This is a genomic window from Oerskovia merdavium, from assembly GCF_014836755.1.
In the GTDB taxonomy this organism is placed as follows: domain Bacteria; phylum Actinomycetota; class Actinomycetes; order Actinomycetales; family Cellulomonadaceae; genus Oerskovia; species Oerskovia merdavium.
In genome coordinates this window covers 123,282-139,059 of record NZ_JACSQF010000004.1, presented here as the reverse complement: position 1 = coordinate 139,059, position 15,778 = coordinate 123,282, and the positions used below count along the sequence as shown (strand labels likewise).

The 15,778-nt window shown below is 69.0% G+C and carries 12 protein-coding genes; 5 read left to right on the top strand and 7 right to left on the bottom strand.

Annotated elements, in window-relative coordinates; translation table 11 throughout:
• The first annotated feature begins 57 nt into the window (after nt 1-57).
• The 5 genes from yidC (at nt 58) to H9641_RS05535 (ending at nt 5,415) form a co-directional block, all read left to right on the top strand.
• Complete coding sequence (gene yidC, locus H9641_RS05555; RefSeq protein WP_191801753.1) at nt 58-1,122, top strand: membrane protein insertase YidC; 1,065 nt, start codon at nt 58-60, stop codon at nt 1,120-1,122.
• A gap of 70 nt (nt 1,123-1,192) precedes the next feature.
• Nucleotides 1,193-1,714, top strand: coding sequence for a Jag family protein (locus tag H9641_RS05550; RefSeq protein ID WP_191801751.1), 522 nt, complete (start codon nt 1,193-1,195; stop codon nt 1,712-1,714).
• Nucleotides 1,715-2,153: 439 nt separating this feature from the next.
• Nucleotides 2,154-2,828, top strand: a complete 675-nt coding sequence (gene rsmG, locus H9641_RS05545; RefSeq protein WP_191801749.1) for a 16S rRNA (guanine(527)-N(7))-methyltransferase RsmG — start codon at nt 2,154-2,156, stop codon at nt 2,826-2,828.
• Between the two features lie 239 nt (nt 2,829-3,067).
• A complete protein-coding gene (locus H9641_RS05540; RefSeq protein ID WP_377615783.1) occupies nt 3,068-4,195 on the top strand; it encodes a ParA family protein in 1,128 nt (375 codons plus the stop codon).
• On the top strand, nt 4,192-5,415 hold the full coding sequence (locus H9641_RS05535; RefSeq protein WP_191801747.1) for a ParB/RepB/Spo0J family partition protein: 1,224 nt from the start codon (nt 4,192-4,194) through the stop codon (nt 5,413-5,415). Before H9641_RS05540 ends, H9641_RS05535 begins: the two co-directional genes overlap by 4 nt.
• Before the next feature lie 101 nt (nt 5,416-5,516).
• On the opposite strand, the gene H9641_RS05530 is transcribed toward H9641_RS05535, so the two are convergent.
• The 7 genes from H9641_RS05530 to H9641_RS05500 all read right to left on the bottom strand — a co-directional run bounded on the left by H9641_RS05530 (nt 5,517) and on the right by H9641_RS05500 (nt 15,654).
• Nucleotides 5,517-6,629, bottom strand: a complete 1,113-nt coding sequence (locus tag H9641_RS05530; RefSeq protein WP_318244393.1) for a D-alanine--D-alanine ligase family protein — start codon at nt 6,627-6,629, stop codon at nt 5,517-5,519.
• Nucleotides 6,626-7,957 carry an aminotransferase-like domain-containing protein gene (locus H9641_RS05525; protein WP_318244392.1) on the bottom strand — a complete coding sequence of 444 codons (1,332 nt, stop codon included), beginning with the start codon at nt 7,955-7,957 and terminating at the stop codon, nt 6,626-6,628. Before H9641_RS05525 ends, H9641_RS05530 begins: the two co-directional genes overlap by 4 nt.
• A gap of 208 nt (nt 7,958-8,165) precedes the next feature.
• Nucleotides 8,166-8,492 carry a thioredoxin gene (gene trxA, locus H9641_RS05520; RefSeq protein ID WP_191801745.1) on the bottom strand — a complete coding sequence of 109 codons (327 nt, stop codon included), beginning with the start codon at nt 8,490-8,492 and terminating at the stop codon, nt 8,166-8,168.
• On the bottom strand, nt 8,489-9,535 hold the full coding sequence (gene trxB, locus H9641_RS05515; RefSeq protein WP_191801743.1) for a thioredoxin-disulfide reductase: 1,047 nt from the start codon (nt 9,533-9,535) through the stop codon (nt 8,489-8,491). Before trxB ends, trxA begins: the two co-directional genes overlap by 4 nt.
• 145 nt (nt 9,536-9,680) lie before the next feature.
• Nucleotides 9,681-11,591: a protein kinase family protein gene (locus H9641_RS05510; RefSeq protein ID WP_191801741.1), complete on the bottom strand. Its 1,911-nt coding sequence runs from the start codon at nt 11,589-11,591 to the stop codon at nt 9,681-9,683.
• Nucleotides 11,592-11,650: 59 nt separating this feature from the next.
• The gene (gene murJ / locus H9641_RS05505; RefSeq protein WP_318244391.1) at nt 11,651-13,507 is read right to left on the bottom strand and encodes a murein biosynthesis integral membrane protein MurJ; all 1,857 of its coding nucleotides are present in this window, start codon (nt 13,505-13,507) and stop codon (nt 11,651-11,653) included.
• Entirely contained in the window at nt 13,504-15,654 is a 2,151-nt protein-coding gene (locus H9641_RS05500) for a DUF6049 family protein (RefSeq protein WP_191801739.1), read from the bottom strand. The genes murJ and H9641_RS05500 overlap by 4 nt, the downstream gene beginning before the upstream one ends.
• Between the last annotated feature and the right edge of the window lie 124 nt (nt 15,655-15,778).

The window sequence follows — 15,778 nt, the reverse complement described above, 5'->3', positions numbered from 1 at the left end:
CCTCCTGCCGGCGACGTCGGCAGGACCCAGTTTGTTGAAGGTTAGGGAGTAGTACGGATGGACTTCTTCGCGTTCCTCGCGCCGATCGAGTGGGTCGTGGCGTGGATCATGTACCTGTGTCACCAGGGACTCGTGTTCCTGGGCATGGGCGACGGCCCGGGTCTCGGTTGGGTGTTCTCGATCGTCGGGCTCGTGATCATCATCCGTATCCTGCTGATCCCGCTCTTCTTCAAGCAGATCAAGGCCTCCCGTGGCATGCAGATGCTGCAGCCCGAGATGCAGGCCATCCAGAAGAAGTACAAGGGCAAGTCGGATCCGGCGTCCCGCGAGGCCATGAGTCGCGAGACCATGGAGCTCTACAAGAAGCACGGGACCAACCCGTTCGCCTCCTGCCTGCCGATCCTTCTGCAGTCGCCCATCTTCTTCGCCCTGTTCCGCGTGCTCAACGGGCTCGTGCCCATCTCGGACGGTTCGGCCGACCCGATCGGTCCCATCAACGCGGCGGTCGCGAAGGACATCGAGAGCTCCTCGCTGTTCGGTGCCCACCTCTCTGACGTCTTCCTCAAGACGGACGACCTGCAGGTCAAGATCGTCATCGGTGCGCTCATCGTCGCGATGTGCGCCACGACGTTCTTCACGCAGCGCCAGCTGACCATGAAGAACATGCCGAAGTCGGCGCTCGAGGGCCCCATGGCCTCCACGCAGAAGATGATGCTCTACGTCTTCCCCTTCATCTTCGCGGTGTCCGGCGTGAACTTCCCCGTCGGTGTCCTCGTCTACTGGACGACGACGAACCTCTGGTCCATGGGGCAGCAGTTCTACACGATCAAGCGCATGCCTGCACCGGGCTCCGAAGCCGAGCGGTTGATGAAGGAGCGTCAGGCGCGGAAGGCGGCCGCCAAGGGCATCGTCGAGGACGCGGCGCCTGTCATCGAGCAGCCGCGTGGACAGCGCCAGCAGCCCAAGCGCAAGGATCGTCAGAAGCCGGGCACGCCCCGCGTCATCACCGGAACCACGGCTCCGTCGGACAAGGTCAAGGATGCACCGTCCGACGACGAGACCGGCGGCAAGGCACAGGGAACCGGCAAGGGTTCTCCGTCTCCGAAGAAGCCGAAGAAGTAGCCCTAGTCCCGTTCCGAGAGCACCGAGGATCCTTCGCGACCCGGGGTTCTCTTGACCCCAAGGAGTCAGCATGTCGTCGACCGACGCACCCGCTGCCGAAGACCAAGCACCTGACGAGATGACGCGCCTCGAGGAAGAGGGCGAGGTCGCTGCGGACTACCTCGAGGAGTTCCTCGACATCGCAGACCTCGACGGTGACATCGACATCGACATCGACCACGGCCGCGCGGCGCTCGAGATCGTGGCCGACGACGCTGCGTCGCTCCGTCATCTGGTGGGCAAGGAGGGTGAGGTTCTGGACGCTCTCCAGGAGCTCACTCGCCTCGCTGTCCAGGCACGGACGGGGGAGCGGAGTCGCCTCATGCTCGACATCGCCGGCTTCCGTGCTCAGCGCAAGGTCGAGCTCACGGAGCTCGCAACTGTCGCGATCGCCAGGGTGAAGGAGTCCGGCGAAGAGTTGTCGATGGATCCGCTCAATGCGTTCGAGCGCAAGGTCGTCCACGACGTCGTGGCGGCTGCTGGTCTCACGAGCGACTCACGCGGAACCGACCCGGAGCGCTATGTCGTGATCCGCCCGGTCGAGGTGTCCTGACTCGTTACGGAGTTCCCTACCTCTGAGCCGCCCGATGTTTCACGTGAAACATCGGGCGGCTTCGTCGTCGCCGATCATGGCGGACATGTGCTTCGTCAAGCATCCCTGAGAGTGCGGCTCTCCACCATGGGGGCGGGGTTCGAACGGGAACGTGGTTCTGTGGTCGAGAGGTACCAGGACCGCGAACGAGGAGACCGCGCGGAGGACAGCCGCGCCGCGGGGGTGGGGGGCGACTCCGACTCGACCAGCACCCGAGGGGTAGCGACGTGTGGGTCGTCCGGGTCGATCACGACACGGTCGTTTCCGTGGCGTGAGCGGCCGAGTCGTCTCACGTCGAACGTTCGGCCCGACCGCGGCTGGGACGTGACACCATGGACCCTGGTTGTCCGGCACTACGTGCGTTTCGCCGCAAGGGGGATCTGCACCGAAAGAGGAGTACATGACGAACGAGATGAGCGACGGTTTCGCGAACGATGTTTCACGTGAAACCCTCTCCGATTCGCCGGAGGTACAGCAGTACTTCGGAGCCTCCTTTCCGCTCGTCTCACGGTTCGCCGAGATGCTGCATGACCAAGGAGAGTTGCGTGGCTTGATCGGCCCGCGCGAGGTCTCCCGCATCTGGGAGCGCCACATCCTGAACTCCGCTGCCGTGGTGCAGTATCTCCCCACGAGCGGGACCATCGCCGACATCGGATCTGGAGCAGGTCTGCCGGGCATCGTCATCGCGGCGATGCTCCCAGAGGCACAGGTGCTTCTCGTTGAACCCATGGAGCGACGCTGCACCTGGTTGAACGAGGTCGTGGAGGAGCTCGAGCTGACCAACGTCGAGGTCAAGCGGGGTCGGGCCGAGGAGTACCACGGTGCTTTCCAGTGCCAAGCCGTGACGTCGCGCGCCGTGGCTGCGCTCGAGAAGCTGGCCAGGATGTCACTTCCGCTGGTCGAGCGCGGGGGCGAGATGGTGATCCTCAAGGGCAAGAACGTCGAGCAGGAGATCGAGCCGGCGCGCAAGGTCCTGCGGAAGTACAAGACTGAGGAGCCGGAGATCTTGCAGGCCTTCAGCATCGAGGGCGTCGAGCCGACGACAGTACTCCGGGTGCGACGTACCCCTGCCTGACCTGGTCCGTCGTTGCGACACCGGTGGAGGGCCACCCGGGGATGGCTCCGTGAGGTAGCGTCGACAACACCGGACACGCGAACGATGCGGCGGCTGTACAGCATCGATTGGCTAGCCTGCCGAGTTCCGGTGCGACACGCGCTTGAGACTCCGATCATTGTCGAGTCTTGAGCGCATGCTGTGTGGTGGGTCAAATGAGGGAGATGGGCGTGACTGAGAGTTCCGATCGGTACCAGAGCATGCCGTTCGATCATCGAGAGGCAGTTCCGTTCGCGGATGTTTCACGTGAAACATCGTCGGCCGGCACGGGGGGCCAGGGCGCTGCGGCGATGGCGAACGAAGACGACCGTCGTGCTGCCCTCATGGCGAGCCTGCCCGAGATGGACGACGACACGCCCCTCGCTGCCCAGCTCACCATCGACGCCCGTCGGCGGATCGACCTTCACGGACGACAGTTCCCCCGTCCCGCGGCGACCCGCATCATCACGATCGCCAATCAGAAGGGCGGCGTCGGGAAGACGACGACGACGGTCAACCTCGCGGCGGGACTCGCTCAGGCTGGGCTCAACGTCCTCGTCATCGACAACGACCCGCAGGGGAATGCGTCGACCGCCCTCGGTGTCGAGCATCGCGCTGGAACTCCCTCCGTCTACGAGGTATTGGTGGACGGGGCCCCGCTCGCCTCGGCGGTTCAGCAATGCCCCGACATTCCGAGCCTCTGGTGCGTTCCTGCGACGATCGACCTGTCGGGTGCGGAGATCGAGCTCGTCTCCTTGGTTTCCCGTGAAACGCGACTCCGCCGTGCGGTCGACGTCTTCTTGGAGGAGCGCATCGCGCAAGGTCTTGAGCGTATCGACTATGTTCTCGTCGATTGCCCGCCCAGCCTCGGTCTGCTGACCGTCAACGCGTTCGTGGTCGGCCGTGAGGTCCTCATTCCGATCCAGTGCGAGTACTACGCCCTCGAGGGTCTCAGTCAGCTCCTCAAGACGATCGAACTCATCAAGGCGCACCTGAACCCCCAGCTGCATGTCTCGAGCATTCTCTTGACCATGTACGACGGTCGCACCAACCTCGCGCAGCAGGTTGCCTCCGAGGTTCGCGAGCATTTCCCCGAGCAGACCCTGAAGACGACGGTGCCCCGCTCGGTACGCATCTCCGAGGCGCCCAGCCATGGGCAGACGGTCATCACGTACGATCCGAGCTCGACCGGTGCGCTCGCCTATCTCGAAGCCGCTCGGGAGGTTGCTGACCGTGGACGCCCCGCACCGGTTCAACCCCTTGACGGCGCATCTCGCGACGTCTCCCGGCAGAACTACCTCGCAGAACGATGGGCAGTGCTGCCTAGCTACCAGGAGGATGCACGATGAGTGAGAAGCGCCGTGGGCTCGGTCGTGGTCTTGGAGCCCTGATTCCGACGAGCCCAGAGCGTGAGCGCCCCGTCGATGTATTCTTCCCGTCCGCGCCGCAGGCTGCTGCGTCGGTCGAGCAGAACACCAACCCTGAGGGCGGGGGAGTGGGGGCATCGAGCCTCAGCACCTCGGCCGTCCTCACCGTCGAACGAGAGTCCTCTGATTCGCCGGTCGGCTTGGTCGGCCTCGCCGATTCCGCCACCGAGCTTGAGTCGACGTCTCGTCCGCTGATTCCCACGGAGCCTCCGATCGAGAAGGGGCGCGCGCGCCCAGGCGATGTTCCACGTGAAACATCGGCGGCGCTTGGTCAGTCGGACGGCGCGCCGACGTCGAACGACGATCTGGTCCCGGTTCCCGGGGCGACGTTCGCTGAGCTCCCCGTGGGGCTGATTCGAGCAAACTCCCGCCAGCCGCGCACGGTCTTCGACGAGGGCGAGCTCGACGAGCTGGTCGGGTCGATCAAGGAGATCGGTGTTCTCCAGCCCATCGTCGTCCGACGAGACCCGGAGAACGAGGGCGCCTACGAGCTCATCATGGGTGAGCGCCGTTGGCGGGCGACGCAGGCAGCGGGCTTGGATGTCATCCCGGCGATCATCCGCGAGACCGAGGACGCGGATCTCCTCCGCGATGCTCTCCTCGAGAACCTTCATCGCAGCGCACTGAACCCGCTCGAGGAGGCTGCCGCCTACCGACAGCTTCTCGACGATTTCGGGTGCACGCACGAGGAGCTCGGTACCCGGATCTCGCGCAGCCGTTCGCAGATCTCGAACATGTTGCGCTTGCTGCGGCTGCCTCCGCTCGTACAACGTCGGGTGGCGGCGGGGGTGCTCTCGGCCGGACACGCGCGCGCTCTGCTGGGCCTGACCGACGGTGCGGAGATCGAACGACTCGCCCAGAGGATCGTCTCGGAGGGCCTCTCGGTGCGGGCCACGGAGGAGATCGTCGCCCTCGGGGGGCTCGATGCGAAGAAGCCGGTGGAACGCGCACCACGCCCCGGGCAGCGCATCGCGGCGATCGACGACCTCGCGGTCCGCCTGTCCGACCGGTTCGAGACTCGCGTCAAGGTGGATCTCGGCAAGAACAAGGGCCGCCTGACAGTCGAGTTCGCCTCGGTCGAGGATCTCAACAGGATCCTTGATCTCATGGCCCCGGAGGACCCGGGCCTGCTGCGTCAGTAGGGCGGTCCGCGCACCTGGCTGCGGCCCCATGTTTCACGTGAAACACGAAGCCCCGGTGAGTAGATGCTCACCGGGGCTTCGTGTCGTCCTGTCGGGGACGCTCAGGCTGTCGCTGCCCGCGCGGGCGAGCCGACGCTCTGCGAGACGATCTGACGGTAGAGGTCGCCGAGGTCGAGGCCCGCAGCCTGCGCAGCCTGAGGGAAGAGCGACGTCTCCGTCATGCCCGGGGCGACATTCACCTCGAGGAAGTGTGGGACGCCCTCGGAGTCGACGATCAGGTCTGACCGGGAGAGGCCGCGAAGCCCCAGAGCCACGTGAGCGTCGACGGCGGTCTGAGCGACACGTGCCGCGACTGCCGAGGTGAGACGCGCGGGCGTGAAATAGCTGGTCCGGCCGGGGTTGTACCGGGCGTCGTAGTCGTACGGCCCATCGGTCTCGATCTCGACAGCCGGGAGAGCGCGCGGCCCGTCGGTACCGTCCACCACGCTGACGGCCACCTCGACGCCCTGGACGGCCTTCTCGATGAGCGCGAGGTCGCCGTAGGAGAAGCAGTCGACCATCGCCCGGGGAAGATCCTCAGCACGCGTCACGAGCGTCACGCCCAGAGCCGATCCTCCCTGGTTGGGCTTGACCACGAGCGGCAGTCCCAGCCGGCCGACGACCGCGTCGAGCACCGGCTGTGCGCCGAGCTCCCGGAACAGGCTCTGGGGGAGGGTCACATAGTCGGGAGTGTCGATCCCGGCGGCCAGCACGACGTTCTTGGCGATCGCCTTGTTCCATGCGCCGCGGGACGCCCTGGGGCCGGTTCCGACGTAGTCCAGGCCGAGGAGCTCGATCACGTCGCGCACAGATCCGTCCTCGCCGCTCGCGCCGTGCAGGAGCGGCCACACGACCTCGGGGCGCTCGGCCGCCAGCGTCGAGAGCAGCGAGGCGTCGACGTCGAGCACCGTCACGTCGAGCCCGGCCCCTCGGAGTGACTCCGCGACGCGTCGGCCGGAGCGGAGCGACACGTCACGCTCGTGCGAGAGTCCTCCGGCGAGGATGACGACGCGCTGTACCTCGGGAAGGGATGAGTCGGCAACGCTCCCGGCCGTCGTGGCGGCGTCGGGCTCGACGACGTCCTCCGCAAGAATGGCGTTCTCCGCAGCAGTGCCCACGGTCTTGGTCCTCTCGACGTTCTGCAGGGTGCTCGTGTGTGCGGGGGTGGTGCTCACGCGAGGTTGGGGCCGGGGTTCTCGACATCGGTCAGGTCCGAGTCCGGAGCGCCTGACGTACCGAAGATCTCGACGAGGTCCCTCTCCGCGGACACGACGCCGGCAAACCGGCGGACTCCCTCACGGATGCGCTCGGGCGTCGGGAAGCAGTAGGACAACCGCACGTGGTCCGCCCCGGACCCGTCTGCGTAGAACGCTGTCCCGGGGACGTAGGCGACGCGCGCCGTGACAGCACGGGGCAGCATGGATCGTGCGTCGAGGCCGTCGGGAAGCTTGACCCACGTGTAGAAGCCGCCGTCGGGAACGGTCCACGACGCCGAAGGCAGGTGCTCCGAGAGGGCACCGATCATGGCGTCGCGCCGCTCGCGGTACAGCTCCCGGAACTGCTTGATCTGTCCCTGCCAGTCGCACGTCTCGAGGTACGTAGCGATCGCGAGCTGCGAGGCGTTCGACGGGCAGAGGATGGCCGACTCGCTCGCCAGGACGAGCTTCTCGCGGACCGCGTGCGGGGCCACGACCCAGCCGACCCGATAGCCGGGGGCGAAGGTTTTCGAGAAGGACCCGAGGTAGAGCACGCCGTCGTCGTCGAGCGAGCGTAGAGCCGGCAGGGGATCGCCGTCGAACCCCAACAACCCGTACGGGTTGTCCTCGATGACGAGCACGCCGAAACGCTGCGCGATCTCGAGGATCCGGGGCCGGCGCTCGAGCGACATGGTGACGCCCGCCGGGTTGTGGAAGTTGGGGACCGTGTAGAGCAGCTTGACGCGACGCCCCTCGGCAGCGAGCCGCGTCAAGGTCTCCTCGAGCGCCTCGGGGACCAGCCCGTGCTCGTCGAGCGGGACATGGACGATGTCCGCCTGGTAGGACCGGAACACGCCGAGCGCGCCGACATAGCTGGGGGCCTCGGCCACGACGACATCGCCCGGGTCGATGAAGATGCGCGTCACCAGGTCGAGGGCCTGCTGGGAGCCCGTGGTCACGACCACGTCGTCGGGGTGGCAGTCGATGCCCTCGAGGCGCACGATGTCGATGATGCGCTCACGGAGCTCTTCTGCGCCCTGACCCGAGCCGTACTGGAGAGCGGTGGTGCCGCGGGTCGCGACGAGTCGCTGCATGGCGTCCGCGATGGTGTCGAGGGGAAGGCCTTCGAGGTAGGGCATCCCGCCGGCGAGCGAGACGACCTCGGGGCGATTCGCGACCGCGAACAGGGCGCGAATCTCCGACGCTCGCATGCCGTGGGCGCGCTCGGCGTAGGCGCCGAACCACGGGTCGAGGCGGGTGCCCCCGGAGGGAGCGGGCTGAGCGGGGTGCGTCGGTGTCGTGCTCACGATCCCCAGTCTCGCACGACGAATCGGGGGGAACCGTGAAGGGTCGCTCCCCGGACACCGTCGCCCGGTCGAAGGACGCAACGCCCAGGACCCGTCACGTCCTGGAGCAGCAGCCGTGCTGGGTCTGCGGACGACGAAGGGGTGGGCCGGTCGCGAGGACCGGTCCACCCCTTCGAGGTGCGCTCCGCGGAAGGCGGAGCGAGGCGTATCAGGAGAGCAGCGCGTCGATCTCCTCGGCGAGGATGCGCTTGGGGCGCCCGCCGACGATCGACTTCACGAGCTCTCCGCCCGAGTAGAAGTTGAGCGTCGGGATCGAGACCACGCCGTACGCGGCCGTGATCGCGGGGTTCTCGTCGGAGTCGAGCTTGGCGATCTTGACCTTGCCCGCGTACTCGCCCGCGAGCTCCTCGAGGATCGGGGCGATCTGCAGGCACGGTCCGCACCACGTCGCCCAGAAGTCCACGATGACGGGAACGTCCGACTCGAGGACCTCGGCCTTGAACGTGTCGTCGGTGACCTTGACGGTGTTGCTCATCGGATCTCCTCCAGTGCCTGCGGCAGCTCGTCGGGGTTGGGGACGTCGGGGGTGCCGGCGATCTCGGGGAGACCAGCGGCGTCCTCGAAGGCGTCGGCGATCTCGGTGAGGTAGCGCTGGGCGTCGAGAGCAGCGGAGCAGCCCGAGCCGGCCGCGGTGATGGCCTGGCGGTAGGTGTGGTCGACCGCGTCACCGCACGCGAACACGCCCTCGATGTTGGTCAGCGTCGTGCGGCCCTGCACCTGGATGTAGCCCTCGTCGTCCAGGTCGATCTGGTCCTTGACGAGCTCGGTGCGCGGGTCGTGACCGATCGCGACGAACAGGCCGGTCGCGTCGAGCGAGCGCTCCTGACCCGTGACCGTGTCGCGCAGCGTCAGCGACTCGACCTTGTTCTCTCCGTGGATAGCGACGATCTCGCTGTTCCAGGCGAACTCGATCTTGGGGTCGGCCTTGGCGCGGTCGGCCATGATCTTGGACGCACGCAGCTCGTCGCGGCGGTGGACCATGGTGACCTTGGACGCGAAGCGGGTGAGGAAGGTCGCTTCCTCGACCGCGGAGTCTCCACCGCCGACGACCACGATGTGCTGGTCGCGGAAGAAGAAGCCGTCGCACGTCGCACACCAGGACACACCACGCCCGGACAGGCGCTTCTCGTCGTCCAGGCCCAGCTCACGGTACGCAGAGCCGGTCGCGAGGATCACGGCGCGTGCCGTATAGGTCTCGCCGTTGCCCGTCACCACGGTCTTGACCGGGCCGTCCAGCCGCAGCTCGATCGCGTCGTCCCACTCGACCTGCGCGCCGAACTTCTCGGCCTGCTTCTGCAGGTTCTCCATGAGCTCGGGACCCATGATCCCGTCGGGGAACCCGGGGAAGTTCTCGACCTCGGTCGTGTTCATCAGCGCGCCACCGGCCGTGATCGAACCGGCCAGGACGAGGGGCTCGAGACCCGCGCGCGCGGCATACACGGCGGCCGTGTACCCGGCAGGGCCCGAACCCACGATGATGACGTTCCGCGGCGCGGTCGTGGGGCTGTTCTCCGTCACGTGTACTCCTCAGTGGTGGGTGGTGCACCGGGTCCAACGCCGAGCGGCGCCCTTCTGTTCCGAAGGCACCGGTTCCGCTGGTCTGCGGTCCTCCCCACGCCGACGCGGGGAGCACCGCAGGGCGGTCAGCGCTGGTCGGTGCCGTTCAGTAGACGGTGATCTCGTTGAGCTCGACGCGGTAGGCGCCGTCGGGAGCCTGCGGCAGCTCGGTGATCATCAGGACGAACATCGTCCCCTCGGTGGCGGGATCCAGCGTGAGCTCGACGGTCTCCGAGAACGTGCCCGAGGCGAGGATCTCGCCCCCGTCGGGCTCGGCGGGGGTCACGGCGCGGACCTCGACGTGTCCGCCCGTGTTGTTCGTGCTCAAGACGATCCGCTGGACGGTCTCCGGCTCCCGGAACGAGATGGTGTAACCGGTACGGGACTTGAGCCCGCCGAAGCCCCCGTCCTTGTAGGAGTAGGTGAACCAGAAGGTCGACGGGTCACCGTCGATCGCGAAGGGCACGGCGTCGGGCTTCTCCCCGACGTCGCCGGGATCGGCGACGTCCGGGTCGAGCAGTCCGCCGCTCGCGATCGTGAGGGGATCGGTGTTGACGGGCAGGTCCTCGTCGGTCCCGCCCTCCGACGGGCCGGAGTCCGCCGGCGCCTGGGCGTCATTGTCGTCGTTGGGCGAGGATGCACCACCGAAACCGCTGAGCCCGAACTTGACGCCCCACACGACCGCGACGATCACGAGGAGCAGCACGATCGGCATGATGATCCAGGTGCTCTTGGACCCGGTCTTCTTGGCGGGGGTGGTGGCGAAGGGGCCCGACGGCGGACCAGCGGCGGCCTGCGCGGCAGAAGGCTGAGAAGCCGCAGCCGGGGGTGGCGGCACGCTGACGGTGGGTTGCGCTGCCGAGACCGGGTGCGGCACGGCGGGGGCGGGCTGCGTCGGGTAGCCACCGGTGGGAGGGGCCGGGACCGCGGCGTAGGCCGCAGGAGCGGGGGAGTCGGCGTAGGTGGGGGCCGGGTAGCTGGCGCCGTCGGGCAGCGTCGATGCGCCGCTCAGAGGCACCCGGTGGATCCGTCCGGTCGTCGGACGATGGAACGGGACCGCCGGCGGCGGGGTGCCTGGCGGGGTCGAGAGCGGGACGTCGAACGCGCTGCGGATCGACTGGCGGTTCACGCCGTTGGTGGGCTGCGGCGCGGGTCGCTGGACGAAGGTCGGGATCGCGGCGACCACGGAGAGGGTGCCCCAGGGCTCGAGGGCCGAGACTACCTGGGCGGGCGTTGCGGGAGCCGTGCTCTCGACGTCGCCGTCGGACGAGGCGTCGGCACCCGACCCGGCAGGACGTGCTGCGGCGTCCGCGAGGACCTGAGCGCAGAGCTCGGACAGGTCGGCAGGGGCCCCGGGGACGACGGCCGAGAGCGGGAGGATGCCCGAGGCGTCCCGCTGGGCCGGGAGGGGGTGGACGGAGTCGGAGCTGATCCAGGGGACGTCGAGGCTGGGCCCGGCCCAGCGCGCGGTCATGGCGTAGTAGAGGAGCGCGACGAGCCCGACGGCGTCGAGGTGCGAGGTGGCCTCGGCGTCGTGCTGGTCCTGCCCGCTGATCCCGGCGTCGAGGCCGAGGCCCGTGACGAGGACCTTGTTGCCGTCGACGCGGACGGCCTCGGGGCGCAGCGCGAGGTGGTGGACGCCTCGGCGTCGTGCGACCTCGAGCGCGGCTGCCGCCTCGCCGACGATCACCCGGGCCTGCTGGGCGTCGACGATCCCGCCGGCGACGACCTCGGACAGGGTGATGCCCGCGAAGGGTTCGGTGATGACGTAGGCGACGCCGTCGTCGGTCCCCACGTCGAGGACGCGCGTCAGGCGGGGGTCGGCGACGAGTGCGGCGCGTCGGGCCGAGTCGATCGCCTCGGTGACGTGCTCCCCGGTGACGAGCGAGACTCGCACGGTGCGGTTGAGCACCGAGTCGTGCGCGGACCAGGCGGTGACGTCGACCAGGTCGCTCGCCAGTCGTTCGGCCAGCAGGTATCGCCCTACCAGCGTCGTGCCGGGTCCTGCTGCGGTCACCTGCCCACCTCGAACTTCCTTGCCGTTGACATCTTCCCCCCACATGGTACGGGCGCCTTCTATCTCGTGGCCGGACGTCGTCGCCCGAGCTTGCGGAGCAGCGGGTCGGCGAGCTGGTCGAGCTCACGGACCCGCATTGCCTTGAGACCGCCGATGTACACGACGGTCATGACGATCCCGACAACTGCCGTGACGACCGCGGCACGGAGCCACGACAGTCCGTACAGGTCGCCGAAGAGCTGAAGTACACCCCATCCGACCGCAGCGCTGGCTCCCGCGGCGAGGATGGTCTTGACGTGCATCCGCACGATCCGGAACGCGTCCAGCCCGTGCAGCTTGCGCCGCAGGCCCGCGGTCCGCAGGAGGACGACGATCATGTTGGACAGCGACATCGCGGCACCGACACCGACGACCCACCACACCGGGTCGAGCGTGCGGGTCGCGAGCCACGCGATGCCCACGAGCGCGACGGTCGCGGGGACCTGGATCATGAACACGGTCTTGCCGTCCTCGTAGGCGAAGTAGACCCACTTCATGAGGACCATGCCCCCGAGCGGCACCAGGCCGAACGCCATGGCGACCAGGATCTGGCTGACGGCGACGGCCCCGCTCGGCGAGACGTTGATGAGCAGGAGCTTGGTGAGGGGCAGCGCGAGGATCGCGAAGACCGCGGTCGCGAAGACCGTGAACACCCCCACGGTCCGCACGCCGCGGGACAGGTCGTGCCGGACGCGAGCGAAGTCGCCGGCCCCCGCGGCGGCGCTCATCCCGGTGAACAGCGCCGTGGCGATCGACACCGTGACGAGCGAGTGGGGCAGCAGGTAGATCATGAGCGCCTGGGTGTAGGCGGCGTTGCCCGCGACGGAGAAGGCCTCGGGAGCGCCGGTCACGACCCCCGTGACCATCCCGAGTGCGGCCGGGGCGGAGGCGTAGTCGCCGAACGTCTGCCGCAGCGCTGCGGCAGGGGCGCTCGAGGCGAACTGTGTCGTGAACAGGACACCGATCTGTTCGAGGATCACCGCGCCGAACGTCCAGATCGCGACCTGCCCCGCAGAGCGCAGCCCGATCCCGTGCAGGCCCAGGCGGAAGTGCCAGCGGAAGCCGGAGCGCCACAGGGGCAGGATCAGGATCAGGGCCTGGGACGCGACCCCGAGGGTCGCCGTCCCGGCGAGGAGCGCGATCTTGGCGCCGTCCCACGTGCCGAGGTCCTCGACCGCGCCCGTCGCGTACGGACCGTAGATCACGATGAACGCGAGGAAGCCGACGATCGACACGACGTTGTTGACCACGGGGGCCCACATGAACGGCCCGAACTGTCCGCGGGCGTTGAGCACCTGCCCGAGCAGCGTGTACAGCCCGTAGAAGAACAGCTGGGGGATGCACCAGAACGCGAAGGCCACGGCGAGCGAGAACTGCGCCGACCCCCACCCGTCGGTGTACAGCGACACGATGATCGTGGACGCCGAGGTCAGGAGCAGGCTGAGCCCCAGGAGCAGGACCCCGGACAGCGTCAGCAGCTTGTCGAGGCGTTCCTGCGGGTTCTTGGAACGGAACGCGCGGATGATCTGGGGGACGAGGACCGCGTTGAGGACACCGCCCGCGAGGATCGCGAAGAGCACGTTGGGGATCTTGTTCGCGACGTCGAACGCGTCAGCGGCGAGGCCCGTGGTCCCGATCGCGGTGATGAGCAGGACGTTGCGGACGAGCCCCAGGATGCGGGAGACCGCGGTACCGGAGGCCATGAGCATCGAGCTGCGGCCGAGTCCGCCCTTGGTGCCGGTCACGGTCGACGTCCCTGCCTCGGTGTCCTGGGTGCCGTCCGGCGCGGGCGGCGTCGTCTCGTCGGCGGCGCGCGCCGCGCCGTCGGGCACGGGGCGGGGCCCGCGCGGGGTGCCGCTCGGGCGGGCGTGCTTCACTCGTCGCCCCCTGCCGAGGTGCCCGACGGCGGCGCCGAGGCCTGCGTGGTCGGGACACCGGAAGCGGGGGTCATCTCCGCGACACGGCGCGGGGAGCGCCCGCGCCGGATCGTCCGCCAGAGCCCGCCGATCATGAGCAGCGCGACCAGTCCCGCGAACACCGCGGTACCGACCGTCTCCCAGTCGGCGCGGACCCTGACCGAGAAGTCGGAGGACGGGGCGACGACGGTCCCGGACGGGACAGCGAGGATCTCGACCTCGACGCGGACGTTGCCGCTGCCGTACGCCCGGACCGGCACCTTGAAGTCCACCTCGGTGCCCGGCGGGATGGGGCCGACCGGGAACGAGACGACCTTGAGGCGCGCGTTGTCGGGCCGGAGCGCGACCTGGACCGTGACCTCCTGGTCGAGCGTGTTCCGCACCCGCACCGGGATGTTGCCGGACGTGTTGATGAGCAGGACGCCCGACCCCCGACGGACCACGGCGACCGAGGAACGGAGGCGGTCCGCGTCGGCGATCGCGGCCTGCACCGCGGTTGTCCGCTCGGTGGGTTCCGTTCGGTACGCCACGGCCGTGGGCACGACGAGCGCGGGCTCGGCCTCCTGCGTGATCGCGGTGGGGTCGGTGGCGATCGTGGAGAAGGTCGAGACCTCGGAGCGGGCCCGTTGGAGCGCCGACATCTCGGAGGCCGGCAGGACGCCCTCGCCCCCGTCCGTCTCGGGGAGGGCGTTGCGCTCGACGTCCGGCACCTGCGCGGTCAGCAGGTCGTCGACGGGGGCGAGCGTGACCCAGGAGGTGGCCTCGAGCGCGTCGAGCACGGCGTCGAACGCGGCCGGGTCCGGGTCGAACCCTCGGGAGAGGGCGATCAGGAGGTTTCGTCGGTCCGCTGGGCGTTCCGAGGCGATCACCGCGGTCTCCGCGAGGAGACGTTGCGTGGCGTCCGCCGTCGAACCTGCCCCCGAGGTCTGGGCCCCGGCCGAGAAGGCCTCGGTGAGCGCGGAGTCCGAGACCAGGGCGGTCGCGGGACCTGCGTCCGTCTCGACCGTGGCCAGACCCGTCGGTGTGTAGCTCACGGAGTCCACGGGGGTCAGCCCGTCGCCCCGGACCACCACGAGAGGGGAGCCGGCCTGGACGCTCGTGCGCACCGTGGCCCGGCCGGGGACCTCGTCGCCGGGGAGCGTGAGGTCGGTGCGCCAGGCGGGATCCGTCGTCGCGCCCCCCGGAAGGGGGACGGTCGGCGCGGGAAGCGCCGCCCCGACCTGCGCATAGGCAGCAGGGTCCGGGTCGTAGGGGCGGAGCGCGAAGATCGACCGGTCGGTGGACGCCTCGTCGAACGCGGAGACCCATGCTGCGGTCGAGCTCTCGGCCGAGGTCCGCGCGGCGGCGACCAGGGCCGGGTCGACGGCCCAGGCGACCTCGGGGCGACCCGCGGTCGCAGACAGGAGGTGCCCCAGGCGCTGGTCTGCACCCAGAGCGTCGTCCACGGCTGCGACGCTGACGCTCGTCTGCTCCTGGCCCTCGGTGTCCGGAGCGGTGACGAGGTCCAGCGCGGGGCCCGTCACGGGGGCGAGGATGCTCAGCCCGACGGGCGACGGCGCCGCGGAGTCCTCCCACAGGAGGAAGGTGCGGAGCACGTCGAGCCGCGCGGACCCGTCCGTGACGGTGACCGAGAGGGGACGGGGACCCCACGTCGATCCTGGTTCGAGGTTGAAGTCGTCGGTGTCCAGGTCGAACGTGACCGTCGCGTCCTGGCCAGGGGCGATCGGTTCGAGGTTCTCGGTCGCCATGGCCTCGGCGGACCGCTTCGAGGTGGGCTCGTCGGCCCAGGCGGCCAGCGCGGACCGGGTGCCGAGGAGGCGCCAGTTCACGCCGAGCGTGGCCCGGGGGTCGGTGAGCGTCTCGTCGGTACCGTTGTGGATCCGCGCGACGACCGTGACGGTGCCGCCGGGGCCGACCGTGGTGGGCGTCATCGAGACGAGCGTGGTCGAGACGGTTCCCGGTTCGTCGACGACCGCGGGAGCGGCGCCGCCCGTCCCGACGACGGTGGAGGCCGCAGCCTCACGTGCGCCTCCGGGGGAGGACGGCACGACGACGAGCGCGAGCGCCAGCGCTGCGGTCAGGAGGCCACCGACGAGGTTCCGGGTCACGGCCCGGGGACCAGGAGCCCTGGCGCCGGTGCGAGGGTCGGCAGAGGACGGCCGAGTCCGCGGGGCGGCCGAGGGCGCGGTGGAGTCTGCGGGGCGGCGGCTCGATGCACGGGCTGAGCCGACG

Excerpts from the sequence above, each read along its gene's own strand:
- H9641_RS05550 (WP_191801751.1), top strand. The coding sequence starts at position 1,193 with ATGTCGTCGACCGACGCACCCGCTGCCGAAGACCAAGCACCTGACGAG.
- rsmG (WP_191801749.1), top strand. The coding sequence starts at position 2,154 with ATGACGAACGAGATGAGCGACGGTTTCGCGAACGATGTTTCACGTGAA.
- trxA (WP_191801745.1), bottom strand. The coding sequence starts at position 8,492 with ATGAGCAACACCGTCAAGGTCACCGACGACACGTTCAAGGCCGAGGTC.
- yidC (WP_191801753.1), top strand. The coding sequence starts at position 58 with ATGGACTTCTTCGCGTTCCTCGCGCCGATCGAGTGGGTCGTGGCGTGG.
- H9641_RS05540 (WP_377615783.1), top strand. The coding sequence starts at position 3,068 with ATGCCGTTCGATCATCGAGAGGCAGTTCCGTTCGCGGATGTTTCACGT.
- H9641_RS05535 (WP_191801747.1), top strand. The coding sequence starts at position 4,192 with ATGAGTGAGAAGCGCCGTGGGCTCGGTCGTGGTCTTGGAGCCCTGATT.